This window comes from Streptomyces sp. NPDC008092 (assembly GCF_042957285.1).
Lineage (GTDB): Bacteria > Actinomycetota > Actinomycetes > Streptomycetales > Streptomycetaceae > Streptomyces.
The window spans coordinates 321,923-346,406 of sequence record NZ_JBIBHY010000008.1; the positions used below are offsets into that span (position 1 = coordinate 321,923).

A 24,484-nucleotide genomic window follows, 5' to 3' on the forward strand; every position below is an offset into this window, starting at 1 on the left:
GTGCCGCAGCGCCGGCACGGTGCCGATTCGTGGACCCGGGCCGGTCCCGGGCAGTCGTCGACGGGGCACGGTCTGTGGGTCGCGAGGGCCCACTCGTGGGGTCGTACGGTGACCTGGTGCCGCGGCTCGCCCGGAACGCCGACAGCGTCGGTGGCACCGGTGGCGCCGGTGGCGCCGGGGCCGGTCATGCCGAACACCTCAGGCAGGCGCGGACCTCGCGGCCGCCGCGGGTCTGGTGGACCTCGGTCGACTGGGCGAGGTACTGGACGATGCCGGTGCCGCGGCCGTGTTCGTCGGGAGCGGTGTCGCGGTGTCGGCGCTCCACCGTCATGCCGGAGTCGGTGACCACGATCTGCAGGGTGCCGTGGTCGAGGACGAGCGACAGGGTCATGTGCTCACGGCCGTACTGGGCGGCGTTGGCGGCGAGTTCGTCGACGATGAGGACGGCGGAGTCCCGCTCGCTCGCGGGCACGCTCCAGGTCTCCAGCAGGTCGGCCGCGAAGTGGCGGGCGGCGGGGACGTGTGCCTCCTGCGCGGGCAGGGTGAGCAGCGCCTGGTAGCGGCTGGGCTCGCCGGGCAGGGAACTCGGGCGGGGCGAATCGGTCACGAACATGGTCTTCTGGCTCTTCCGTGGAGGTGCGGAGACCGGGACGGGGAGACCGCCGAAAGCGTCGGGGCGGCCGGTGTACCGGTCCTGCGGGGGCGCGCTCATTCAGTTCCACGGATGGCGCATGTCCGACGGTTCGAGCTGTTCGCACCTTTTGTGACGAATTTCGCGAGCTTCCGCGGAGGCCTACGACAGCGGCAGGCAGCGGCGGCGGCAGCAGCAGCAGCAGCAGCAGCAGCAGCCACAACGCCTCACGCCCGGATGGTGACCAGCTTCTGGCCGTCGCCCGCGAGGATCTCGAAGTGCTGGATGGCCTCCGGGGACATGTCGACCGCCCCTTGGACCGTGGTGCCCGGAGGGTATTCGCCCGCCCGCCAGGTGGCGCCGTCCGCCCTGGCGCCGCCGGGCCCGACGGCCTGTAGCCGGCAGGTGATTCCGGCGGGCGCCCCCTTGGCGTGGACCTGCAGGACGCTGCCCCAGGCGGAGGGGTAGACCTGCACCGAGGCGGTGACGCCGGTCGCGGGATCGCTTCCGGAGAAGGTGCGCGAGGCGGTCGGCGCGGTCGCCCCGGGCGGCGTCGCCTGGCTGGTCACGGTTCCGACCGTGGCCAGCCACGTGCCGCCGGCCGCCGCCGCGACGAACGCCAGGGAGGCGGCGGCGCCCGCCAGTTGCAGGCGCCGGCTCCGGCGCCGCCGGGCCGCGGCCCGCTGCAGCAGGCTCTCCAGCACACCCGGCTGCGACGGCGCGGGCACCGCCGGCCGTGCGGGCGAGGAGACCTGCGTGCTCTCGGCCGCCTGGGCCACCAGCCGGTCGGCCAGTGCGCCGTCGGCCGTCGGCAGCGTCCCGCCCGCGGCCTCGGCCTCGGCGGCGGTCACCGTCGCCAGCAGCGCGGGCAGGCCCGCCAGCCGGACGTGTTCGGCCCGGCACTCGTCGCATTCCGCGAGGTGGACGCGCACCTGTTCCGTCTCCGCCGCGGGCAGCGTGCCCAGGACGTATCCGCCCAGCGCCACCCGGAGGGCATCGTGCTCCGTACTCACGGTCGCCACCTCCCGCACACCACGGTCACGGCTCGATCCCCCGCTCCTGGAGCGCCAGCCGCAGGGCGTGCAGGGCGTAGTACGTCCGCGACTTCACGGTGCCCACCGGAATGCCCAGCACCTGCGCGGCCTCCGCCATGGTCCGCCCCCGGTAGTAGGTCTCCAGCAGCACCGCGCGGTGATCGGGGGACAGCGCCCGCAGGGCGTCGGCAACCGCCCAGCTCTGCAGTGCCTGCTCGATCTCGTCCTCGCCCGGTGTCTGCTCGGCGGCCCGTTCCAGCGCCTCGCCGCCGGTCTCGGCTGGCCTGGCCCGCCGGGCCCGGTGGGCGTCGATGACCAGGTGCCGGGCGACCGTGCACAGCCATGCCCGCGCGGGGCCGCGTGCGGGCTCGAACGCCGCGGGGTGCTGCCACGCCCGCAGCAGCGTCTCCTGCACCACATCCTCCGCCCATTGCCGGTCTCCCGAGGTCAGTCGCAGCACGTAGTGGAACAGGGGCCCTGCGTGCTCCGCGTACAGCGTGCGCAGCAGCTCCTCGTCCGCGGTCGAAAGCGTTCCTCTACCGGAGACACGGTGCGCGGGGCGATCCGGATCAACCCTTTGCTCACGTTTTCGGAAACTCCGGGGCATAAGTCGATGATCGCGCATATGCAGTTCTTTGTCCTGTAACGCAGGGCGCCGTACGGGTAGCGCTCCGCATCGCGGTGGAGAAATCCGAGAAATGTGCATTTATGCCGAACCGTTTGGCCGTCGCCATCCGTGGAGCCCGACAAGAAGCCCCCCATGGCAAAGGACGGATCAGACGTGACCGAGACACACCACCCCCCGAAGCCCCGCACACCGGGCCGACGATCACGCACCGCGGCCGGGCTGGCCCTCGCCGCCCTCGCCACCGTCGGCACGCTGGGGCTGCTCAGCGCATGCGGCACGTCGCCGCACTCCTCGTCCGCCGGGGCCTCCCGGCCGGGCGCACCGCCCATGTCCGGCATGAGCATGCCCACGAGGCATCCGGGCGCGGAAACGGCGGTGACCGGGGACGCCGTCGCGATCAAGAACTTCGCGTTCTCGCCGGCCACGCTGAAGGTGCGGGTGGGTACGACGGTGACCTGGACCAACCAGGACACCGACGCCCACACCGTCACCAGCACCGGACCGGGCGGCCCCTTGCATTCCCCGGCCATGGCCACCCACGCCACCTACAGCCACACGTTCACCAGGCCCGGCACCTACGCGTACCTCTGCACCGTCCATCCGTTCATGACCGCCACCGTGGAGGTGACCCGATGACCGCCCACGACGCCTACGACGCCCACGACGCCCACGACGAGACCGGTGAACCCGGTGACCGCGGTGAACCCGCCACGGAGCACGGCATGACGCGCCGCCAGCTCATGCGGCACGCGGGGTGGTTCGGCGGCGCGGTGGTGCTGACCGTGGCCGGCGGAGAGGTGATCAGCCACATCGCCGGCTCCCGGGGCAGCACCGCCGAAGCCGCGACCGGCACCACCGGTACCACCGGAGCCGTCGGAGCCGCCGACACCACCGCGGCGGACAGCGGCACGCTCCGGTTCGTGCAGGTCTCCGACAGCCACATCGGGTTCCAGGGCCCGGCGAACACGGACGTGGCCGGCTCGTTCACCGAAGCGGTCGACCAGGTCAACTCGCTCGGCTTCCGGCCCGACTTCGTCATGCACAGCGGCGACCTGACCCACCTGTCCACGACCGGGCAGTTCGACCAGGTCAAGCAGATGATGTCCAGGCTGAGGACGGACCGCGTCTTCACCGTGCCGGGCGAGCACGACTCCATCGGCGACGCGGGCCGCGCCTACCGGCGGACCTTCGGCGCGGGCACGCTCGGCGACGGCTGGTACAGCTTCGACACCCACGGCGTGCACTTCGTCGCCCTGGTGAACACCCTGAGCCTGGAGAAGCTCGGCCACCTCGGCAACAGCCAGATCGACTTCGTCCGCAAGGACCTCGCCGGGCTGTCCTCCGACACCCCCGTGGTGGTCTTCAGCCACATCCCGCTGTTCGCCATGTACCCGAAGTGGGGCTGGAGCACCGACGACGCCCTCAAGGTCATCGCCCTGCTGCGCCGCTTCTCCTCCGTCACGTGTCTCAACGGGCACGTCCACCAGCTCTTCACGAAGACCGAGGGCAACATCACCTTCCACTCCGCCACCACCACCGCCTACCCGCTGCCCAGACCGGGCCGCGCCCCCGCCCCCACCCCGCAGGTCGTCCCCGCCCGGCAGCTCAGGGCCGCGCTCGGCATCCGCAGCGTCGGCTACCGGCGGGGCGACCGCGAACTGGCCGTCAAGGACGAGAGGCTGGCATGAACCACCGAAGGCTCCTCACCCACACCCTGCGGTGGGCGACCGCCGCGACCCTCGCCGCCGGCGGATACGTCCACGCCCAGCTGTACGTCGACGGGTACCGCCACGTCCACGTCGTCGGCCCCCTGTTCCTCCTCCAGGCCGGCGCGTCCTTCGCCCTCGCGGTCCTGCTGGCGGCGGGGACGCCACCCCCGCTGCTGCGGGCCGCCGCGGCCGGCGTCGCACTCGGCGCCCTCGGCGGCTTCGCGGCCTCGCGCACGGTCGGCGTGTTCGGGTTCACCGAGCACGGTCTGCAGCCCGCGCCGCAGGCCGGCCTCAGCCTCCTCGCCGAGACCGGCACGCTTGTGTTCCTCGCGGCCTGGCAGCCGGCCGCGGCCGCGGCCGGACGGCGGGAGGCACCTGCCCCGCCCCTGGAACCACGCCCGGGTAGCGCCTGGCCGAGCCCGCGGCTGCGCGAACTGAGGGACACCGTGCGCGTCCTGCTCGGCCTGGACGACGACACCGCCGTCGTCGTCCGCCAGCTCGGCCGTGACGCACACGGCCGCCCGCCGCTGGACACCGTCGTCGAGGTACAGCCCATGGACGGCGGCGAGGCCCGCCGCTGGACCCTCCACCGCCCCGCCGACCAGATCACCGAGCACGACCTGCGGACGGCCCTGCTCCGCGGGCGGGGCTAGGGCCGGCCCTCGGCCTCGATCGGCGGCGACGTCACGTTCCCGTGGGTACGGCACTCCGGGCGCACGCAGCCCGGGGCCGGCCTGCGGACCAGGGCGAAGGCCAGGGCCGCGCCGACCACCAGGACGCCGGCGCAGACGGGCATGGCCCGGTCGAACGCCGCGTCGAAGGCCGAGGGCGACCGGTACGCCTCCGGGCCCATCCCGGCGATCAGCGGCAGCGCCGCCACCGCGATCAGGCTGGCGGCGCGGGCCGCCGCGTTGTTGATGCCGCTGGCGATGCCGGCCCGGGCCGTGTCCACGGAGGCGAGGACGGACGCGGTGAGCGGGGCGACCAGGGTGACCATGCCGACACCCTGGACGAGGACCGCCGGGAGGACGTCGGTCAGGTAGTTCGCGTGTTCGCCGACGCGCAGCATCAGGAGCATCGCGGTGGCGCACAGCAGCGGGCCCACCGTGAGGGGGATGCGGGGGCCGATACGGTCGGCGAGGGCGCCCGAGCGGGCCGAGAAGAGCAGCATCAGGGCCGTCGTCGGGAGCAGGGCCGTGCCCGCGGCCAGCGCCGAGTAGCCCGCCACCACCTGGAGTTGGAGCGCCGTGAGGAAGAAGTAGCCGCCGAACGCGCCGTACACGCACAGGGTGACGATGTTGAGTGCGGTGAACTGGCGGGAGGCGAAGATGTCCAGGGGCAGCATCGGGTCCCGGCGGCGCTTCTCGACGTACACGAAGGCCACGCCGGCCGCGACGCCCGCGACGGCGAGCAGCGAGGTGGTCCCGGCCTCGATCAGCGCGAAGGTCACGAGGCCGAGCGCCAGGGCACCCAGCACCGCGCCGAGGACGTCGAATCGGCCGTGCGCGCGGCCGTCGGCGGACTCGGGGACGTGGCGCAGGGCGATGGGGACGCAGAGCAGCGCCAGCGGGACGTTGAGGAGGAAGACCCAGCGCCAGCCCGGCCCGTCCACCAGCCAGCCGCCGAGGAAGGGCCCCACCGCCGCGCCGATGCCGCCGAAGCCGGACCACAGGCCGACCGCGCGGGCCCGGTCGTCGGGATGGAAGGAGGCCTGGATGAGGGCCAGGGAGCCGGGCGTGAGGAGGGCGCCGCCGATGCCCTGGAGAGCGCGGGCGGCGATCAGGATCGCGTCGGTCGGGGCCAGGCCGCACATCAGGGACGCGGCCGCGAACCAGACGACCCCGATCACGAAGATCTTCCGGCGGCCGTACTGGTCGCCGAGCGAGCCGCCGAGCAGGATCAGACCGGCCAGCGTCAGCATGTACGCGTTGATCGTCCACTGGAGCGCGGACAGGCTCGCGTCCAGGTCCTGCCCGATACGGGGCAGGGCGACGTTGACGACCGTCGAGTCCAGCAGCGCCATGCTGGAGCCGAGGACGGTGGTGATCAGGATCCACTTGCCCTGGGCTGAGGCGATCCGGACATCGGGCATGGTTCCAGGTATACAGCGGACCCGGCGCCGTAGACAGACGAACGCCGGGTCCTGACCGTAATGCGGCTTACTTGATCTTGTTGCCCGCCGAGCGCAGGTTCTGCGTGGCCTCTACGACGCGTGCGGCCATGCTCGCCTCGGCGAGCTTGCCCCAGGTGCGCGGGTCGTAGGTCTTCTTGGAGCCGACCTCGCCGTCGACCTTCAGGACGCCGTCGTAGTTCCTGAACATGTGGTCGGCGACCGGACGGGTGAAGGCGTACTGGGTGTCCGTGTCGAGGTTCATCTTCACGACGCCGTTCTCCAGCGCGGTGCGGATCTCCTGCTCGGTGGAGCCGGAGCCGCCGTGGAAGACGAAGTCGAACGGCGACTGCTTGCCGAACTTGGCGGCCACGCCGTCGCTCAGCTCCTTGAGCAGGTCGGGGCGGAGCACGACGTTGCCCGGCTTGTACACGCCGTGCACGTTGCCGAAGGAGGCGGCGAGCAGGTAGCGGCCCTTCTCACCGAGGCCGAGCGCCTCGGCGGTGCGGATCGCGTCGTCGACCGTGGTGTAGAGGGAGTCGTTGATCTCGTGGGAGACGCCGTCCTCCTCGCCGCCGGTCGGGGTGATCTCCACCTCGAGGATGATGTTGGCGCGGCGGGCCTGCTCCAGGAGCTCCTGCGCGATGGCGAGGTTGTCGGCGAGGGTCTCGGCGGAGCCGTCCCACATGTGCGACTGGAAGAGCGGGTTGCGGCCGTTCTTCACGCGCTCCTCGGAGATCGCGAGCAGCGGACGCACGTACCCGTCGAGCTTGTCCTTCGGGCAGTGGTCCGTGTGCAGGGCGACGTTGACCGGGTACTTCTCGGCGACGATGTGCGCGAACTCGGCGAGCGCGACCGAGCCGGTCACCATCTCCTTCTTGTACTGGCCGCCCAGGAACTCGGCACCACCCGTGGAGATCTGGACGATGCCGTCGCTCTCCGCCTCCGCGAAGCCGCGCAGCGCCGCGTGCAGGGTCTGGGTCGAGGTGACGTTGATGGCCGGGTAGGCGAACTTGCCTGCCTTCGCCCGGTCGAGCATCTCGTTGTAGACCTCGGGGGTTGCGATGGGCATCTGTCCGCTCCTTGAGTGTGCGGGTCGGCGTACTGCTGTTTTCTTACGGCCCTGACCTAGACCTTGGAGTGCGACGTCGTCGTCGTCCCCATCTTTCCAGACATGAACCGATGCTCCTGGCTCCGGTCGAATCCGGGTCAATCCCACTCGTCAACCGGGTGTCAGTCCAGACCCAGTTCATCCTTCGAGAAGGCGAACAGGTACGGCACCCCGGCGCCCTCCTGGATCTTCTCGGCGGCGCCGGTGGCGCGGTCCACGATGGTGGCGACGGCGACGACCTCGGCGCCGGCCGCGCGCACGGCCTCCACGGCGGTGAGCGGGGAACCGCCGGTGGTGGAGGTGTCCTCGACGACCAGGACGCGGCGGCCCCTGATCTCCGGACCCTCGACCTGGCGCTGCATGCCGTGCGCCTTCGCCGCCTTGCGCACGACGAAGGCGTCGAGATGCCGGCCGCGCGCGGCGGCCGCGTGCAGCATGGCGCCGGCGACCGGGTCGGCGCCCATCGTCAGCCCGCCGACGGCGTCGAACTCCAGGTCCGCCGTCAGGTCCAGCAGCACCTGGCCGACGAGCGGGGCGGCCGCGCCGTCGAGGGTGACGCGGCGGAGGTCGATGTAGTAGTCGGCCTCCAGCCCCGACGACAGGGTCACCCTGCCGTGCACCACGGCCTTGTCCTTGATCTGTTGCAGCAGCTCAGCGCGTACGTCCGTCATGCCGACCAGCTTAGAGGCGCGTCCAGGTCCAGGTGGTCGTGGCTTCCAGCGGCTCCAGCGGGGTGACGAGCCGGGGCAGCGTGTTGAGCCCGTTCGGCGGTCCGGTCTGCGGCTCCACGCAGACGGCCTCCGCCTGCTCGTCGTAGACGACGACCCACTGCTCGCGGCTGGCGACCTTCAGCTCCAGCTGTCCGGGCCAGGTGAGGGTGACGTCGACGCCGTCGGGCATGCCGAAGCAGTCGTCCCAGGGGCCGGGCTTCGGGTCGACGCGGTTGCCGGTGGGCAGGTGGTCCTCGCCGCGCTCCTCCTGCCAGGCGGGGGTGAAGTCCACCCGCACGTCCTGGGCGTCCTGGCCGCCGAGGTTCCGGTTGAACCACGGGTGCCAGCCGATCTGTGCCGGGAAGGAGTCGTCGTACGTCTCCACGGACATCGTCAGCGTCAGCGAGTCCTCGGCGAGCTGGACGACGTGGGTGACGCGGGCGGGGTGCGGCCAGGGGGCGCCGAGGTCGCGGGTGATCACGGCCTCGGTCGCCGAGAGCCGCGCGGTGCGCCAGGCGCCGTCGCGGGCGGTGCCGTGGATGGCGTGCGGCGGGGAGTTGAGGGGCATCTGGACGGTGGTGGCGCCGTCGCGGAAACGGCCGTCCCGGATCCGGCCGCACCACGGGACCATCGGGAAGCAGCCGAAGCGGTCGCCCTGCCGGAGGAGTTCGAGGGAGCCGACTTCGAGTCCGGCGATCCGGCCGCCGTTGCCGGGGTGCAGGTGGAGGGTGACGTCGCCTGCGGTCAGCGTGATGTCTTCGTTACTCACGGGATGAGAGTAGTGGGGAGGGCGTCGAGTTTCGGGTGCGGGTGGGTGGGGGCTGGTCGCGCAGTTCCTCCCCCAGCCTTCGGCCGGGGGGACCCCCAGCGCCCCTGAAGGGACGCTTCGCCCGCCGTATCTCCCCAGCCGCGGGCAGTCGTGCCTCCCCCAGTGCCTTAAGGGCCTGGGAGGTGCCCCCAGGGCGGCACGGGTGGGCGCGGGCGGCGCCCGGCCAGCGCCGGTGAGCGTCCCCACCCCCGCCCCAGCCAACCCGCACAGCTCAACGCCGGCGCCGCAACGCCCTCGTCACCACGATCGCCGATGCCAAGGCCAGCGCCGCCGCCGGCGCGGCCCAGCGCAGGGCCGACGCCCCCGTAACCGTCTGCGGCGCCGGGACCGGCGCGTACCGCCCCCTCGGCGGTGCGTGGTCCACCTCCTCCGCGCTGCGGCCGATCATCGTCCGGCGCGCGTGCGCCGCCTCCGCGAAAATCTCGGGAAGCGGCTCCACCACGGGTTCCACCACCGGTTCCACCACCGGCTCCGTCACCGGTTCCGGCGCCGGCGTCGGGACCTCCGCCTCGAAGACCGGGGCCGGTTCGTCCGCGGGCGGCTCCCCCAGCCCCTCCGCGAAACGGCTCAGCAACCTCGTCGCCGCCGCCTCCACCGCCTCCGCCGCCAGCTCCGCGACCCGGCCGTCGGCGGAGGCCGTACCGGTCACCGTGACGGTGCACCCCTCGCCCGTCTCCGCGAGGCGGAAGGTCAGCGCCAGCTTCACCGTGCCGGTGCCGCGGGCCTCGGTGGCGTCGCCGTCGACCGCGTAGGAACCGTCGTCGTGGGCGGTCACGCGCAGGGAGCCCCGGTAGGTGATCGAGTGGCTGCCGATGCGGACCTTGAGGCGGCCGGTGCCGGGGTCGGCGCCCGCGTCCTGCTGGAGGCCGGGGACCGCCCGGGCGACCCGCGCGGGGTCGGCCAGCGCCTCCCTGAGCCGCGAGGCCGGGGCCGGGACGTACACCTGGTGCTCCATGGCGACTGAGCCTACCCACGAGTCGGTCCGCCACAACCTCCCCGACGCGCGCCACCCTGCGAGCCTCCTTGACGCCCGGATCCGCTCAGTACCGCGGGTGCACCAGCGTCGACGGCGGCGGCAGCCCGGCCGCCGGCGCCTTCAGCGCGTCCCGCTCCAGTCCCTCTTCCGTGAGCGTCCGCAGCCGCGGGCCGCCGGCCGGCAGGCGTAGCGGCGGCCCGCGGCGGCCCGCGGTCGCGAGGACGAAGCCCCAGTCGTGCGGGGCCCTGGACTCGCCCGCCGAGCGGTCGGGGCCCGGGGCGAAACCGGCGTCCCGGCCGAGGACCCGGTAGGGGGTGGTGGCGAGGCCTGCCGCCCGGATGGTCGCGGCGACCGTCCAGAAGGCGTGGGGGCGGGCCTGCACCGGTCCGGCGTGCACGGCCAGGCGGCCGCCGGGGGCGAGGGCGCGGCGGACGAGGCCGTAGAACTCCTCCGAGTACAGCTTGGTGCTGGCGGTGATGCCGGGGTCGGGCAGGTCGGCGATGACGACGTCATAGCCGGAAGAGCCGGAAGAGCCGGAAGAGCCGGAGGAATCGGAGGAGCCGGAGGAGCCGGAGGAGTCGGAGTCCCCGGCGCGGGGTGCCTCGCGCAGCCAGTGGAAGGCGTCGGCGGTGTGGACGTGGACGCGCGTGTCGTCGTACACGTGACCGTTGAGGGCGGCGAGGGCCGGGTCGTGGCGGGCGAGGCGAACCAGACCCGCGTCGAGTTCGACGATGTCGACGCGGTCGACGCCGGGGTGGCGCAGCACCTCGCGGGCGGCCATGCCGTCGCCGCCGCCGAGGATCAGCACGCGCGCGTGCGGGCCGGTCATCGCGGGGTGGACGAGGGCTTCGTGGTAGCGGCGTTCGTCGTGGCCGCCGACCCGCAGCCGGCCGTCCAGGAAGAGGTCGAGGGGGCGGCCGTGGGTGCCGCCGGTGAGGACGATCTCCTGGACGTCCGTCTGGAGGGCGACCCGGACGTCGGCGCCGTAGACGGCGTGCCGTGCGGCCCGTTCGAAGTCGCCGACGAGGACGGCGGCGGAGGCGAGGAGGCCGAGGACGGTGACGCCCGCGACGAGCAGGGTCCAGCGGGCCCGGCGGGACAGGTCGCGGCGGAACAGGCCGAGGACCAGGGCGCCCCCGGCGACGACGTTGACGGTGCCGGTGAGCAGGGTGCCCGTCAGCTGGCCGAGGAAGGGCAGCAGCAGGAACGGGAAGGCGAGGCCGCCGACGAGGGCGCCCACGTAGTCGGCCGCGAACAGGTCGGCGACCGCGCCGCCCGCGTCCTGGCGGCGGATGCGCTGGATGAGTTCCATCAGGAGCGGCACCTCGGCGCCGATGAGCAGGCCGATGGCGAGGGAGAAGGCGACCAGGAGGCAGCGCGGGCCGGCCGCCCACAGGCCGCCCCAGCCGCCGGTCCAGGCGAAGACGGCGTACAGGGCCATGGCGCTGCAGCCGCCGACCAGCGCCAGCGCGGCCTCCACCGCGGCGAACCCGGCCGCCGCGTGCCAGCGCAGCCGTTTCGCGGCGAGTGAGCCGACGCCCATCGCGAAGACCATCACGGACAGCACGACGGAGGCCTGGGTGACCGAGTCGCCGATCAGGTACGAGGCGAGGGCGACGAGTTCGAGTTCGTACACCAGTCCGCAGGCCGCGCAGACGAACACGCACGCCAGGACCAGGAAACGGCCCGTCCCCGGCCGCACGGGCAGCCGCGCGGGGGTGCCCCAGGACGGCGGTGTGCCGGGCGGGGCGGGTGCGTGCGGATCGATCACTCTGCGACGTTACGTCACTCGCTCGGTACGCTTCGTCACCCACACGTGTGGAACTCCGGGCCCTTGCCGCCCCGTTGGTTTATGTCATCCGGCCACGGGTTGAGGCACCGGGACCCGTACACCGACCCGGGTCCGGGTCGCGACCAGCTGGCCGTCCTGCGGGTACGCGTGCCAGGTGCGCCAGTGCACCTGGCCCTCGTGGCGCTGGGCGAGCATCGCGGTGAAGGCGTGCGGGCTGCCCGGGAAGACCCCGGCGAGGCCGTGCGGATGCTCGGAGACGAGGGCCAGCAGTTCCTGGGCGCGGCCCGCGAAGGAGCCCGGTGACAGCACCTCGACGCGGGCCGCGAACTCGTACTCCCAGTCGCCGATGCGCTTGGCGACCCCGAGCGGCAGGGGGGTACTGGACCCCGGGATGCACGCCACCGTCTCCGAACAGCCGCCGCACTCCTCCTCCAGGAGTACCTGGTGGGAGGCGCCGAGCAGTCTCAACTGCAGCTTCGCCCCCGTCAGTTCCAGGTCGAGGGTGGCCAGGGCGGGCAGCGGCTCGCGTCCCAGGGCCCAGGCGAGGTCGGCCGCGCGCGTATCGGTGTAGGTGGTGTTCAGGGTCGTGAGCATGGGTCGGCTCCGCTAGCACGCAAAAGGGGAGGAGTGTGGTCCGGCGCACCTCGGTCGACACCGGGAGATCGGCCCGGCCGGCCCAGCCGGGGGAGGGTGTCGTCAGGACGTCCGAGGTGCTGCTTTGGTGATTTAGAGGGAATCATGAACTGTGGTGCCGCCACAGCGTTTTTACCCAACTTCGTGGGGTTTCCATCCCTCAGAGGGCTCCACAGCTCAACTGTTCAACCAAGTTGTGCGCCCCACTCTTTCCGGCGCACGCCGGGGCGCCCGGCGAGAGCTCCTCTGCTCTCCGTCCGGACGCCCCGGTCCTCCGCCGCCGCCGGGCGGCTCAGTTGCCCCCGCCGCAGCCGCCCCCGCCGCACGACGAGCCGCCGCCGCAGGACGAGCCGCCGCCGCACGAGGAGTGCCCGCCGCCGCAGGAGTGGCCGCCGCCGTGATGTCCGCCGCCGTGCGAGGACGACGACCCCGAGTCCCCGGCCCACCAGCTGCCGGAGCTGTCGTAGGACGAGGACCCGCCGCCGCGGTACGCCCCCTTGGTCCCGCCGCCCCGGCGGACCGCCGCCGCGACGACCGCCAGGCAGATGACCGCGGCCACCACGATGAAGACGGTGCCCATGGCGTCACCTTCTTTCCGTTCCCCCGAAGGCGACCCCCCGTGGGCGCCCCGGCCGCCGCGCGAGCGCGGCGTGGACTGGGGATGCCCGGCCGTCGTGGCGGCCAAAGCGGAGTTGAGGAACTTCTGAGGGTCTCTCAGGCCATCCGGCCCCTCGTCAGCGCGAACAGGATCAGGAGGTCGAGTGTCATCACGGGGATGGCCCACAGCGGGTAGTACGGAACGAACATGAACTGGGTGATCAGGCTGATCGCCGCCACCGCCATGCCGGCCCCGCGGCTCCAGCCCTGCTCCGTCAGCACCCCCAGGCCGGCGACGACGAGTGCCAGCCCGATGACGAGGTGGATCCAGCCCCAGGCCGTCACGTCGAACCGGTAGGAGTACCGGGACGCGGCGAACAGCGTGTCGTGTGCGATGCCGGACGCGCCCATCAGGATGCTGAGGGGGCCGCTGAGCATCATCATGCTCCCGGCGAACAAGGAGGCGCCGTTGGTCGTTCCGCTGCCGCCGGGCCCCCCGGGTCCGCGCTCTGGTCTGCTCGGCACCGTTGTCATGGCAGCAACCTTCCTGTGCAGCGCGGTCACCGTCGGACGGCGCCCGCGCGAAGTCGGCCATGCTCTCCTGCCAGCATGGCCGCAATCGTTCGGCACCGCGACCGGGGCCCGCACCGCCGTCGGGGTGTCGCCGCAGGTGCCCGCCCGGAAGCCGGGTTGAGGAACTCCGGAGCCAGGGCGCAGGATGACCGGCATGACCTCCAGCGAACGCCCGCTCCTGAACCGCCGGCTGGCCGAGTTCGGCACCACGATCTTCGCCGAGATGTCCGCCCTCGCCCTGCGCACCGGCGCCATCAACCTGGGGCAGGGCTTCCCGGACACCGACGGTCCCGAGGAGGTCAGGGAGGCCGCCGTGCGCGCGCTGCGCGAGGGGCGCGGCAACCAGTACCCGCCGGGTCCGGGCGTCCCCGAACTGCGCACCGCGGTCGCCGCGCACCAGCAGCGCCGCTACGGGCTGTCGTACGACCCGGACGCCGAGGTGCTGGTCACCGCCGGCGCCACCGAGGCCATCGCGGCCGCCCTGCTCGCCCTCCTGGAACCGGGGGACGAGGTCGTGGCCCTGGAGCCGTACTACGACTCCTACGCGGCGAGCATCGCGATGGCGGGCGGCATCCGGGTCCCGGTCACCCTGCGCCCCGACGCCGGCGCCTTCCGCCTCGACCTCGACGAGCTGCGCGCGGCCGTCACCCCGCGCACCCGGCTCCTCCTGGTCAACACCCCGCACAACCCGACCGGCACGGTCCTCACCCGCACCGAGCTGACCGCGATCGCCGAACTGGCCGTGGAGCGGGACCTGCTGGTGGTGACCGACGAGGTGTACGAGCACCTGGTCTACGACGAGGCGGAGCACGTGCCCCTCGCGACCCTCCCCGGCATGCGCGGGCGCACGGTCACCATCGGCTCGGCCGGCAAGACGTTCTCCTTCACCGGCTGGAAGGTCGGCTGGGTGACATCGCCGCCGGAGCTGGTCACGGCGGTGCGCTCGGCGAAACAGTTCCTGACGTACGTCGCGTCGGGCCCCTTCCAGTACGCGGTCGCGGAGGCCCTCGCCCTGCCGGACGCGTACTTCGAGGCGTTCCGCCGCGACATGCAGACCAAGCGGGACATCCTCGCGGCGGGCCTGACGGAGGCGGGCTTCGAGGTCTACGACACCGCCGGCACGTACTTCATCACCACCGACATCCGCCCGCTCGGCGAGACCGACGGCTTCGCGTTCTGCCGTTCGCTGCCGGAACGGGCGGGCGTCGTCGCCATCCCGAACGCGGTCTTCTACGACCACCGGGAGGCGGGGGCCCCGTTCGTGCGGTTCGCGTTCTGCAAGCGGGCGGAGGTACTGAAGGAGGCGGCGGAGCGGTTGCGGCAGCTCGCCTAGCCACGGAGGCGCCGCGCGGTACGGCGTTTGGTCTGCTTCAGGTAAAGAAACCCTCTACCGAACTCCTGTTTCCTGTGTAACTCTTGTAAAGCCCTGAGGGGGAGGGCGCGGGGGAGGTGTGCCTGACCAGCACACGTGATATTCGACCGGCCGACCGCGCGTCTCGACATCTCGACGTCTCGACGAGAGCGCGTCGGCGATCCGGCCAAGGCTGTCGCACAGCCATGCCCGCCTGCTCTTCTCCTGGGCCGACCGATCGTCCAGAAGACAGGCGACAACATGCGAAGAGCCTTGCGCTCAAGGGGGATGGCGGGCACCGCGCTGGTGGCGGCCTCCGCCGTACTGACGGGACTGGTGTACGCGGCGCCCGCCCGGGCCGACGAACCGCCGCCGCAGGATCCGGACAGCGGCCTGCTGCGGATCAGCCTCGGCCAACAGCCCCGTGTCGACCGGTGCATGGCCGGTGTGGCCCTGCACATCGGCGGCCCCGCCCTGAAGGCGGCGGCCGCGAAGGCACTGAACGGCACCGACGCCGATCTCGCCACCGCTCTCGACGGCGTTCTCTGGAAGCTGGGCCCCCTCGGTGACGCCCTGTCCAAGGACAAGGACGGCGTCACCGAGTACCTGAACAAGTCCCGTGCCCGCAAGGAGGGCTGGGAAGGCGCGAACAAGATCTACGCCCAGACCGGGTGGGACTCGGGCACCAGCTACCACGCCCCCGAGTTCGACGCGGACGTCGTGGCGTTCACCCTCGGCCCGCAGCAGGACCTGTACGGCCTGCTGGGGCAGGACGGCCGGAGCGTACCCACGCCGGCCTCGGTCGAGCAGGTGCGGAAGACCGCCGCCGCGATCGAGGGCCAGGACAGCTGGAACGATTTCGCGGCCGGCGTCATGTTCCGGGACAGCGACGTCAAGGGGCCCTACAACTCGACCACCGCGAGCGACGTCGCCTCCTACCTGCGCCACGGCGGCTTCGTCACCAAGGCGCCGGAGGTGGGCTCCGCCGAGTACCGCATGGAGGTGGAGGCCCTCAAGGTCGCCTGGGGCGGCTGCGACAGCTTCAACCCCGTCGACGCCCGGCGGATCCTCAGCCCCGTGGTCGCGACGGCCGACCAGGAGTGGGAGCAGGAGTACGCCGCTCAGGCCAAGCCCCGCGCCACCATCATGGCCGCGGAGACGAACGCGTCCGCGGAGGCCCGCAGGGCCACCGAGGCGATGATCGAGTCCATCGGGCAGGCCTGGCTGGCCGACCAGATCCTCCTCTGGCAGAAGTACTGGGCCGCCCAGCCCAAGGACAGCATCCACCGGCCCAAGCCCGCGGTCTTCACCCAGGCCAAGGCGGACCTGGCCACCGCCCAGAAGAAGGCCGCCGACCAACTGGCGCTGGCCAACAAGGCGGTGGCCGTCGCCAAGACGGCCGCGGACCAGGCCGCCACCGCGCAGAACGACGCGTACGTCGTCGCCGACGCGGCCAAGACCCCGCGCGGTCGCGGGCTGTTGTACGCGCAGCAGTCGGTGCAGGTCGCCAAGGCCTCGTACGCCGCGGCCCAGGCGGCGGCGAAGGCCACGCAGACCGCAGTGAACGCCGCGAAGGCGACGGTGGCCGACAGCAAGACCCTGTTCGCGCTCTCCCAGAGCCAGGCCCACGCCATCAACACGGAGTTCCGGCGGATCGCCGCGCAGGAGGCGGCGGCCCAGGCGAAGGCGGCGGCCGTGTCCGCGGACGCGCTGGCCAAGGAGGCCGCCGCCAACGCCACCAAGGCGAAGAACGCGCAGGCCACCGCCGAGCGGGCGCAGGAGACGGCCCGGGTCGCGGCGGAGACCGCCAAGGCGCAGCGGGCCAAGGCCGAGCAGGAGAAGGGCGTCGCCGCGCGGGAGCGCCAGAACGCGGCCGGCGAACGGGCCAAGGCGAAGGCGGCCGAGCAGCGCGCCGCCGACGAGCGCGAGACGGCCGGCTCCGCCCGCAGCCGCGCGGAGGCCGCCGCGACGACGGCCGACGAGCAGCTGACCACAGCGCTCCTCGCCGAGGGCCGGGCCTCCGCCGCGCGCGAGAAGGCCGAGGAAGCGGAGCGCAACAAGAAGGCCACCGCGTCCCGGGCCGCCGCCCTGGAGTCGGCCGCCGCCGCGGCCGTCGGCACCGGCGCCGCCGGCGAGACCCGGGAGGCGGCCACCGCCGCCCGTACCGCCGCCGACGACGCGGCCGGTGCGGCCACCAGGGCGCGTGCCGCCGCCGGTGAGGCGAGCACCGCCGCGCAGAACGCCCGCGCCGCCGCCACCCGGTCCGACGCCGCCGCGCAGCGCTCCCGCGCGGCCGCCGACAAGGCGTGGTCGGCCTACCAGACGGCCGTCGCCGCGGGCGCGGTCGCGCATGCCGCGGCAGCCGACGCCATCGACGCCTCCGAGGCCGCGTCGGCGAACGCCGCCGACGCGGAGAAGGAGGCCAAGAAGGCCCAGGCCGCCTCGCTGAAGGCGAGCCAGGAGGCCCAGGCGGCCCGCGACGAGGCGGCCAGGACCAGGGCGTGGGCGGCCGAGGCCGCCGGACACGCGTACGCGGCCGGCCAGGCGGCCGCCGCGGCCCGTGACTCGGCGACCGAGGTGATCAAGCCCGCCAACACCGCCATCGCGGCGGGCACCCCGTACCGCGAGTCGGACACCGCGGCCGCCTTCGCCGTGCTGATCGGCCAGACCTCCATGTCGCTGTCCGAGCAGCAGGCAGCCGCGGCTGCCGCCAAGGCCAAGGAGGCGGCCAAGGCCGCCGCCGACGCCAAGGCGCTGGCCGACAAGGCCGCAGGCGACGCCAAGCTCGCCGCGCAGGCGGCAGCGGCCGCGGCGGCCGACGCGGCGGCCGCGCTCAAGTCCGTGGCCGAGGCCCGGGCCTCGGCGGCGGAGGCGGCCAAGGCCGCCGAGGCGGCGAAGAAGGCCGACGCGAAGACCGGCGAGTACGTCGCGCAGGCGGGCACCGACTGGTTCTACGCCGACAGCGCCGCCCGCGACGCCGCCGGCGAGGCCGCCGCGGCGGACAACGAGGCCACCGAGGCCGAGAAGAGCGCCACGAACGCCCGCGCCTCCGCCGACGCCGCCACCCGCGACTCCGGCGCCGCGGACTCGGCGGCCACCCGGGCGGAGCAGGACGCCGTCACCGCGGAGAAGTCCGCGGCCAACGCCGACGCGGACGCGAAGGCGGCCGACTCGGCGGCCGACCGCGCCGAGCAGGAGTTCCTCAAGGAGCAGGAGGAAGCCCGCAAGGCCGCGCTGGACGGCCCCAGGCCCGACACGGGGGCGGACCTCTCCCAGAGCGAGGAGGCGCTGCTCCTCGCCCAGTGCGGCCAGTCCTGCGTGGACGACTTCCGCGCGGCCAGGCAGCTGCTGGCCATGGACGTCATGGACTGGGTGGTCGACAACGGCGGCCAGATCCTCCTCGACGAGCTGGGCTACACCGACGCCAAGAAGTGCTTCACCCAGGGCGACGTCGAGGGCTGCCTGTGGACACTGGTCAACGTCATCCTCGTGGGCGCGGCCATCGGCAAGGTTCCGGCCGTGAGCAAGGCGATCTACCGGGTCAGCAACGGCATCTACTCCTTCTGGGAGAAGCTGGACAAGGCCAAGGACACCCTGGACCGGCTCCGTACGGTCCTGGACCGGGTCAAGAAGGGCCAGAGCGCCGTATCGTGCCTCCTCGCGGCAGGCACCTCCGCCGCCCGGCCGGCCGCGTTCGCCGCCGCCGGCAAGCCGAAGATCTGCGTGACCTCGGCGCTCGGCAAGAACAGCAAGCTCGCCAAGCTCGCCGAGAAGTCCACGAAGAACGAGGACGTGCAGCGCGAGATGAACCAGCTCATCAACAAGCTGCTGGACGGCAACGACCAGCCGGGCAAGGGCTCCAGGGCGCTGCCGCACGGCATCCGCTACCTTCGGGGCGACAAGGGCGCACGGCTCTTCTTCCGCGAGGTCGAAGGCGGCTTCGAGATCATCGGTAAGTCCGACAAGCCGAACGAGCCGCACGTCATCAAGGAGCTGCTGAAGACCTATGGCTCATGAACCACTGGTGACCGTGGAGACGGCCGACTTCTCCGTCACCTACGTACTCGCCCTGGACGACGACGCCGACACCGCCGAGGACATCGACGCGGTCATCCGCACCCGTGACGGCAAGGGGTGGACCGCGACCTTCATGACCCCTCGGAAGATCGCCGAGGTGATGGACCACCGGTCCACCACCGGCGAGTGCGCCGGCGGCCTGTACCTGCGGATCCCCGACCTCGTGGTCATCCGCGAAGGCGGCCTGGACGCCATGACCAGGGCCCTGGTCGACCTCTTCGGCACGTACGGCACGGACACCGACGTCCTGCCGCGTTTCGAGGCCGACGAGGACGACGACGACTGACCTCACGTACACGACGGTGCCCCGCCGGGTCGATCCCGGCGGGGCACGGTCTTTTCCCCCATCGGGCGTACATTTCTCGCCCCCGCCCCGATCCCCCGGCAGGGTGCGAATGTGAGCCACGCCAGCACCACCGCCCTCGCCCCGCCCGTCGCACAGCAGCCCGGCACCCGGCTGTCCCTGGTCACCGCGGGCGGGGTGGCCGTGGGACTGTTCGCGGCGGTCCGGCTCACCGGCATGGCCGTGCTGGCGCTGGCCGCCTGGGCGGGCGGGCGGCACCCGCTGACGCTGCTCGGGAGGTCGTGGGACGCGGCGTGGTACCTGGGGATCGCGGCGCACGGCTACGGCCGCACCCTGTACTTCGGCCCCGGCATCGTCCACAGCGACCTGGCGTTCTTCCCGCTCTACCCGGCCCTCGTCCGGACCCTGACGGCCGTCACCCCGCTCAGCGGGGCCGGCGCGGGGCTGCTCGTGTCGTGGACGGCCGCCGCCGTCGCCGCGGGCGGGATCTACGCGGTGGGCGCCCGGCTGCACGGCCGTGCGGTGGGCACCGCGCTGGTGCTGCTCTGGGGGCTGCTCCCGCACTCCGTGGTGCTGTCCATGGCGTACACGGAACCGGTCCTGACCGCCTTCGCCGCCTGGTCGCTGTATGCCGTGCTGGCCGGGAACTGGCTGTGGGCGGGCACCCTGGCCGCCCTGGCCGGCCTGTCCCGCCCGAACGGCTTCGCGGTCGCGGCGGCCGTCCTGCTCGCCGCCGGCCGCGAGCTGTACCGCGCCCGCGGCCGGGTCACCCACAGGCTGTGGACGGGCGCGGCGCTCGCCCCGCTGGGCTGGACCGCGTACGTCCTGTGGGTCGGCCGCCGCACCGGCGACGCGCTGGGCGGCTACTTCGGCGTACAGCGGCTGTGGGGCTCGCGCTTCGACTTCGGCCGGGGCTCGCTCGCCGTCGTCCGCAGGCTGCTGCTGCGCGGCGACCGGTTCGTCTTCCCGATGGCGCTGGTGATCGTGGCGGCCGCGGTCGTCCTGTTCGCGCTCCTGGCGCTCGACCGCGCCCCGCTGCCGCTCCTCGCCTACACCGCGGTGCTCCTGCTGATCGCCCTCGGCGGCTCGGGCTTCTTCGAGTCGAAGCCGCGCTTCCTGCTCCCGGCCTTCCCGCTGCTGCTCCCGCTGGCCCGGGCGCTGGTCCGCACGGCGAGAGCCCGCCCCTGGCACGCGACGGTGGTGGTCACGGCCCTGGCCGGGCTCTCGTTCGGCTACGGCACGTACCTCGTCGTGTACGCGCAGACACCGCTGTAGGCCTTACTCGTCGTCGTCTTCCGGGCCGTCGGCCTCGTTGACGTCCTCCTCCAGGCCGAGCTGCTCGACCAGCCACTTGTCGAACTCGATCGCGGCCCGCACCCAGCTGACCGTGGACGAGACGAAGTGGTTGATGTCGACACCCGTGCCGATCAGCATCTGGGCCTCACCGATGAGACGGACGGTGCCGTCGTCGTGGGTGTGGGTGTAGACCTTGGGCCACAGCGTCCGCCGGTTCCAGTCGTCGATGGACTCAAGGAGCTGCGGCTTCTCGTCGATCTTGTGGGGGCGGTCGTAGAACGTCCGGACCGAGAAGACGGCCTGCTCGTCCTCGCCGCGGAACATGAAGTACGTACGGAACTGCTCCCACGGCGCGGCGAGGTCGCCCTCGTCGTCGACGACGTACTTGAGCTCCATCTGGTCGAGGAGCTGCTTCACAAGATCCTGATCCGGGACGACGGGGCCCGCCGGTCCTTGGGGCTGCGGCTCGGGCTGGCCCCCGAAGTTCGGAATCGAGGACGGGTCGATGGTCACCGTGTTTTTCCCTTCATACGGATCCCGCCATCCTCCCCCATCCGGGGAGGGGGGTGGCAACCCCCGCCCCGGCGGGTTCATCTCGCGTTGGCGTAATTCCGCTCAGAGCGTTTTCCCGGTCTCCTGACCGGCGTTTTCCACAGCCTCCTCGGCCGTCGCCGGACCCACGATCAACCCCTCCCCGAAGGCGTCGACGCGGATCGTGTCGCCGTCCTTGACCTCGCCGGCCAGGATCTCCCTGGCCAGCCGGTCGCCGATGGCGGTCTGGACCAGGCGGCGCAGCGGACGGGCACCGTAGGCCGGGTCGTTGCCCTCCTCGGCGAGCCAGGCCAGCGCCTCGGGCGTGATCTCCAGGGCGAGCCTGCGGTCGGCGAGGCGCTTGGCGAGCCGGTCGATCTGGAGCCGGGCGATCCGGGCCAGTTCGTCCTTGGCCAGGGCGGAGAAGACCACCAGGTCGTCGAGGCGGTTCAGGAACTCCGGCTTGAAGGACTGCCGGACCGTCTCCAGGACCTGCCGCTTCTTCTCCTCCTCGCCGAGGACCGGGTCGACCAGGTACTGGCTGCCCAGGTTCGACGTCAGCACCAGGATGGTGTTGCGGAAGTCGACCGTGCGGCCCTGGCCGTCGGTGAGGCGGCCGTCGTCCAGCACCTGGAGCAGGATGTCGAAGACCTCCGGGTGGGCCTTCTCCACCTCGTCGAGGAGCACCACCGTGTACGGGCGGCGGCGAACCGCCTCGGTCAGCTGGCCGCCCTCCTCGTAGCCGACGTATCCGGGCGGGGCGCCGACCAGCCGGGCCACGCTGTGCTTCTCGCTGTACTCCGACATGTCGATGCGGACCATCGCCCGCTCGTCGTCGAAGAGGAAGTCGGCGAGCGCCTTGGCGAGTTCGGTCTTGCCGACGCCGGTGGGGCCGAGGAAGAGGAAGGAGCCGGTGGGGCGGTCCGGGTCGGCGATGCCGGCGCGGGACCGTCGTACGGCGTCGGAGACCGCGCGTACGGCCTCGGTCTGGCCGATCAGGCGGCGGCCCAGCTCGTCCTCCATGCGGAGCAGCTTCTGGGTCTCGCCCTCCAGCAGGCGGCCGGCCGGGATGCCGGTCCAGGCGGCCACCACGTCGGCGATGTCGTCGGAGCCGACCTCGTCCTTGACCATGGTGTCCCTGGCCGTCTCCTCCTCGGCCTCGGAGGCGGCCTCCAACTCCTTCTCCAGCTGCGGGATCTCGCCGTACAGCAGCTTGGAGGCGGTGTCGAAGTCGCCGTCGCGCTGTGCGCGTTCGGCGGTGCCGCGCAGGGCGTCGAGCTTCTCCTTCAGCTCGCCGACCCGGTTCAGGGACTGCTTCTCGCGCTCCCAGCGGGCGTTGAGGCCGCGCAGGTCCTCCTCCTTGTCGGCGAGGTCGCGGCGCAGCTTCTCCAGGCGCTCCCGGGAGGCCGGGTCGGTCTCCTTCTCCAGCGCCAGCTCCTCCATCTTCAACCGGTCGACGGAGCGCTGGAGTTCGTCGATCTCGACGGGGGACGAGTCGATCTCCATGCGGAGCCGGGAGGCGGCCTCGTCGACGAGGTCGATGGCCTTGTCGGGGAGGAAGCGGGAGGTGATGTAGCGGTCCGAGAGGGTCGCGGCGGCGACCAGCGCCGAGTCCGCGATCTGGACCTTGTGGTGGGCCTCGTAACGGCCCTTCAGGCCGCGGAGGATGGCGATGGTGTCCTCGACGGTCGGCTCGGCGACCAGCACCTGCTGGAAGCGGCGCTCCAGCGCCGGGTCCTTCTCGATGCGTTCGCGGTACTCGTCGAGCGTGGTGGCGCCGACCATGCGCAGCTCGCCGCGGGCCAGCATCGGCTTCAGCATGTTGCCGGCGTCCATGGCGGAGTCGCCGCCCGCACCCGCGCCGACGACCGTGTGCAGCTCGTCGATGAAGGTGATGATCTGCCCGTCGGAGTCCTTGATCTCGGCGAGGACGGTCTTCAGCCGCTCCTCGAACTCACCGCGGTACTTGGCCCCGGCCACCATGGCCCCGAGGTCGAGCGAGACGAGCCGCTTGTCCTTCAGCGACTCGGGGACGTCCCCCTTGACGATCCGCTGCGCGAGCCCCTCGACGACGGCGGTCTTGCCGACGCCGGGCTCGCCGATGAGGACCGGGTTGTTCTTCGTACGGCGGGACAGCACCTGCACGACCCGGCGGATCTCCTGGTCGCGGCCGATGACCGGGTCGAGCTTGCCGTCCCGGGCGGCGGCCGTGAAGTCGGTGCCGAACTTCTCCAGCGCCTTGTACTGGCCCTCGGGGTCGGCGGTGGTCACCCGGCGCCCGCCGCGCGCCTTCCGGAAGGCCTCGGCCAGCTTCTTCGCGGTGGCGCCCTGGCGGTCGAGGACCTCGCCGGCCGCGCCGCCCTTGGCGGCGATGCCGAGGAGCAGGTGCTCGGTGGAGAGGTAGTCGTCGCCGAGTTCCTTGGCGCGTTCGCCGGCGTCGGCGAGGACCGCGAGCAGTTCGCGGTTGGGCTGCGGGGGCGCGACCGTGGAACCGGTCACGCTGGGCAGCGCGGCCAGCACGCGCTCGGCGCCCTGGCGTACGGCGGCCTGGTCGGCGTCGACGGCCGCGAGCAGGTCGGTGATGTTCTCGTTGTCCTGCCCGGCCAGCAGAGCCAGCAGCAGGTGGGCAGGGGTGAGGTCCGCGTGCCCCTCGGTCACGGCCCGGCTGCTGGCCGCGTTGATCGCGTCCCGGCTCCTGTTGGTCAGCTCGGCGTCCACGTTCGCGTTCTCCTCCTCGGCATCGTTCGGCTGACTCAGCCAACGTACACAAAGTTGAGTCTATTCCACTCAAGGTACGGGCGGGAGCCCTTCCGGGGAGCACCTTCTCGGGAGACCTTCAGGGGAACTTCCGGGGGGGTTCAGGGGAGACCCTCCGTGGGTGGCTTCCGGGGCCCTCCGAGGGCGCCTTCCGGGCCATGGGCACCTGCCGCGCGGACACTGTCGCACCGAACGGGGCCCCGGACGGACTCCTGGCGGAAAAGGCACCAGGTTGCCTGCGGCGCGGAGGCGGGGCCGGCCCGGGTGGCGCGGCGCGGCGACCGGGAACGCGGCGGCACGGGGACGCCGGGGCGGCCACCCTGTTCTACCGGTGAGTTTCAGCCACGGTAAGTCCTGGCCGAAACCAGCTGATACAGCGAAATGTCCCCCGAAAACTGCAGCGGCGTCACCGTGTTCAGGTCACGGTGACGCCGCTGCGGGGGGAAGCACCTGAGCGATCTTTTACGACGGGGGAATCGCGTCAGGCACTGCGGGGGGTGGCCGAGATGGTCCTCACGTCCGGCACTTCCGGCTCAGCCAGCCGGTGGTCCCGTTGGTCCAGGTTCACAAAGATCATTCCGTACCGGACGGCACAGCGGACGGGCTGTGGCGCACCCCGGGGCTTGCGCAGGCACCGGTATGCCCGTACGTCCTCGTCCTCGTCCCGCGTGACGACGACCGGCTCACCGAAGACGGTCACCATCAGCGAGTCACCGCTGTGGGGGATGGCGGTGACCAGGTCGATGAAATGCCAGCCCGAGCGGTAGGCGGTGGCCATTTCGCGGCGGAAGGATCGGTCGTCCGGTGGGGTGGTCACGTCAGCTCCCAGCTCAGT

At 72.5% G+C, this 24,484-nt stretch carries 22 protein-coding genes; 7 read left to right on the top strand and 15 right to left on the bottom strand.

Annotated elements, in window-relative coordinates; genetic code table 11:
• Positions 1-184: 184 nt before the first annotated feature.
• The 3 genes from ACFZB3_RS26980 to ACFZB3_RS26990 form a co-directional block, all read right to left on the bottom strand.
• Positions 185-613 (bottom strand): ATP-binding protein, encoded by a 429-nt coding sequence (locus ACFZB3_RS26980; protein WP_391379389.1) that lies wholly within the window; start codon positions 611-613, stop codon positions 185-187.
• A 245-nt stretch (positions 614-858) separates the two neighbouring features.
• On the bottom strand, positions 859-1,644 hold the full coding sequence (locus tag ACFZB3_RS26985; RefSeq protein WP_391379391.1) for a zf-HC2 domain-containing protein: 786 nt from the start codon (positions 1,642-1,644) through the stop codon (positions 859-861).
• Positions 1,645-1,669: 25 nt separating this feature from the next.
• Positions 1,670-2,272, bottom strand: a complete 603-nt coding sequence (locus ACFZB3_RS26990; RefSeq protein WP_391379392.1) for a sigma-70 family RNA polymerase sigma factor — start codon at positions 2,270-2,272, stop codon at positions 1,670-1,672.
• 174 nt (positions 2,273-2,446) lie between these two features.
• Between ACFZB3_RS26990 and ACFZB3_RS26995 the strand changes: the two genes are divergently transcribed.
• The 3 genes from ACFZB3_RS26995 to ACFZB3_RS27005 are packed head-to-tail and all read left to right on the top strand — an operon-like array spanning position 2,447 to position 4,655.
• A complete protein-coding gene (locus tag ACFZB3_RS26995) occupies positions 2,447-2,929 on the top strand; it encodes a plastocyanin/azurin family copper-binding protein (RefSeq protein ID WP_391379394.1) in 483 nt (160 codons plus the stop codon).
• Positions 2,926-3,981, top strand: a complete 1,056-nt coding sequence (locus ACFZB3_RS27000) for a metallophosphoesterase (RefSeq protein WP_391379396.1) — start codon at positions 2,926-2,928, stop codon at positions 3,979-3,981. The genes ACFZB3_RS26995 and ACFZB3_RS27000 overlap by 4 nt, the downstream gene beginning before the upstream one ends.
• Positions 3,978-4,655, top strand: a complete 678-nt coding sequence (locus tag ACFZB3_RS27005) for a hypothetical protein (protein ID WP_391379398.1) — start codon at positions 3,978-3,980, stop codon at positions 4,653-4,655. Before ACFZB3_RS27000 ends, ACFZB3_RS27005 begins: the two co-directional genes overlap by 4 nt.
• Here the strand turns inward: ACFZB3_RS27005 and ACFZB3_RS27010 are convergent.
• The 9 genes from ACFZB3_RS27010 to ACFZB3_RS27050 all read right to left on the bottom strand — a co-directional run bounded on the left by ACFZB3_RS27010 (position 4,652) and on the right by ACFZB3_RS27050 (position 13,294).
• On the bottom strand, positions 4,652-6,094 hold the full coding sequence (locus ACFZB3_RS27010; RefSeq protein ID WP_391379400.1) for a DHA2 family efflux MFS transporter permease subunit: 1,443 nt from the start codon (positions 6,092-6,094) through the stop codon (positions 4,652-4,654). The genes ACFZB3_RS27005 and ACFZB3_RS27010 overlap by 4 nt on opposite strands.
• A 67-nt stretch (positions 6,095-6,161) precedes the next feature.
• On the bottom strand, positions 6,162-7,184 hold the full coding sequence (fbaA, locus tag ACFZB3_RS27015) for a class II fructose-bisphosphate aldolase (RefSeq protein WP_391379402.1): 1,023 nt from the start codon (positions 7,182-7,184) through the stop codon (positions 6,162-6,164).
• 161 nt (positions 7,185-7,345) lie between these two features.
• Positions 7,346-7,894 (bottom strand): orotate phosphoribosyltransferase, encoded by a 549-nt coding sequence (gene pyrE, locus ACFZB3_RS27020; RefSeq protein WP_391379404.1) that lies wholly within the window; start codon positions 7,892-7,894, stop codon positions 7,346-7,348.
• A 10-nt stretch (positions 7,895-7,904) separates the two neighbouring features.
• Positions 7,905-8,702, bottom strand: coding sequence for an aldose 1-epimerase (locus ACFZB3_RS27025; RefSeq protein WP_391379406.1), 798 nt, complete (start codon positions 8,700-8,702; stop codon positions 7,905-7,907).
• 271 nt (positions 8,703-8,973) lie between these two features.
• Positions 8,974-9,717, bottom strand: a complete 744-nt coding sequence (locus tag ACFZB3_RS27030; RefSeq protein WP_391379408.1) for an SRPBCC family protein — start codon at positions 9,715-9,717, stop codon at positions 8,974-8,976.
• 85 nt (positions 9,718-9,802) lie between these two features.
• Positions 9,803-11,509 (bottom strand): polyamine aminopropyltransferase, encoded by a 1,707-nt coding sequence (locus ACFZB3_RS27035; RefSeq protein ID WP_391379410.1) that lies wholly within the window; start codon positions 11,507-11,509, stop codon positions 9,803-9,805.
• 84 nt (positions 11,510-11,593) lie between these two features.
• Complete coding sequence (locus ACFZB3_RS27040) at positions 11,594-12,124, bottom strand: DUF2617 family protein (RefSeq protein WP_391379412.1); 531 nt, start codon at positions 12,122-12,124, stop codon at positions 11,594-11,596.
• Between the two features lie 331 nt (positions 12,125-12,455).
• Positions 12,456-12,743, bottom strand: coding sequence for a hypothetical protein (locus ACFZB3_RS27045; protein WP_391379414.1), 288 nt, complete (start codon positions 12,741-12,743; stop codon positions 12,456-12,458).
• Between the two features lie 134 nt (positions 12,744-12,877).
• The gene (locus ACFZB3_RS27050; RefSeq protein ID WP_391379417.1) at positions 12,878-13,294 is read right to left on the bottom strand and encodes a hypothetical protein; all 417 of its coding nucleotides are present in this window, start codon (positions 13,292-13,294) and stop codon (positions 12,878-12,880) included.
• A 184-nt stretch (positions 13,295-13,478) separates the two neighbouring features.
• Here ACFZB3_RS27050 and ACFZB3_RS27055 point away from each other — a divergent pair, with 184 nt between their 5' ends.
• The 4 genes from ACFZB3_RS27055 to ACFZB3_RS27070 all read left to right on the top strand — a co-directional run bounded on the left by ACFZB3_RS27055 (position 13,479) and on the right by ACFZB3_RS27070 (position 20,340).
• Complete coding sequence (locus ACFZB3_RS27055) at positions 13,479-14,666, top strand: pyridoxal phosphate-dependent aminotransferase (RefSeq protein WP_391379419.1); 1,188 nt, start codon at positions 13,479-13,481, stop codon at positions 14,664-14,666.
• Between the two features lie 306 nt (positions 14,667-14,972).
• Positions 14,973-18,701 carry a hypothetical protein gene (locus ACFZB3_RS27060; RefSeq protein ID WP_391379422.1) on the top strand — a complete coding sequence of 1,243 codons (3,729 nt, stop codon included), beginning with the start codon at positions 14,973-14,975 and terminating at the stop codon, positions 18,699-18,701.
• Positions 18,691-19,047: a hypothetical protein gene (locus ACFZB3_RS27065; RefSeq protein ID WP_391379424.1), complete on the top strand. Its 357-nt coding sequence runs from the start codon at positions 18,691-18,693 to the stop codon at positions 19,045-19,047. The genes ACFZB3_RS27060 and ACFZB3_RS27065 overlap by 11 nt, the downstream gene beginning before the upstream one ends.
• 111 nt (positions 19,048-19,158) lie before the next feature.
• A complete protein-coding gene (locus tag ACFZB3_RS27070; RefSeq protein ID WP_391379427.1) occupies positions 19,159-20,340 on the top strand; it encodes a hypothetical protein in 1,182 nt (393 codons plus the stop codon).
• Positions 20,341-20,343: 3 nt separating this feature from the next.
• Here ACFZB3_RS27070 and ACFZB3_RS27075 read toward each other — a convergent pair whose 3' ends face one another.
• From ACFZB3_RS27075 to ACFZB3_RS27085, 3 genes are all read right to left on the bottom strand, one after another.
• Positions 20,344-20,874: a YbjN domain-containing protein gene (locus tag ACFZB3_RS27075; RefSeq protein WP_391379429.1), complete on the bottom strand. Its 531-nt coding sequence runs from the start codon at positions 20,872-20,874 to the stop codon at positions 20,344-20,346.
• A gap of 102 nt (positions 20,875-20,976) precedes the next feature.
• Positions 20,977-23,610 (bottom strand): ATP-dependent chaperone ClpB, encoded by a 2,634-nt coding sequence (gene clpB / locus ACFZB3_RS27080; protein ID WP_391379431.1) that lies wholly within the window; start codon positions 23,608-23,610, stop codon positions 20,977-20,979.
• A gap of 520 nt (positions 23,611-24,130) precedes the next feature.
• Positions 24,131-24,427, bottom strand: a complete 297-nt coding sequence (locus ACFZB3_RS27085) for a (2Fe-2S)-binding protein (RefSeq protein ID WP_046730465.1) — start codon at positions 24,425-24,427, stop codon at positions 24,131-24,133.
• Positions 24,428-24,484: the final 57 nt, after the last annotated feature.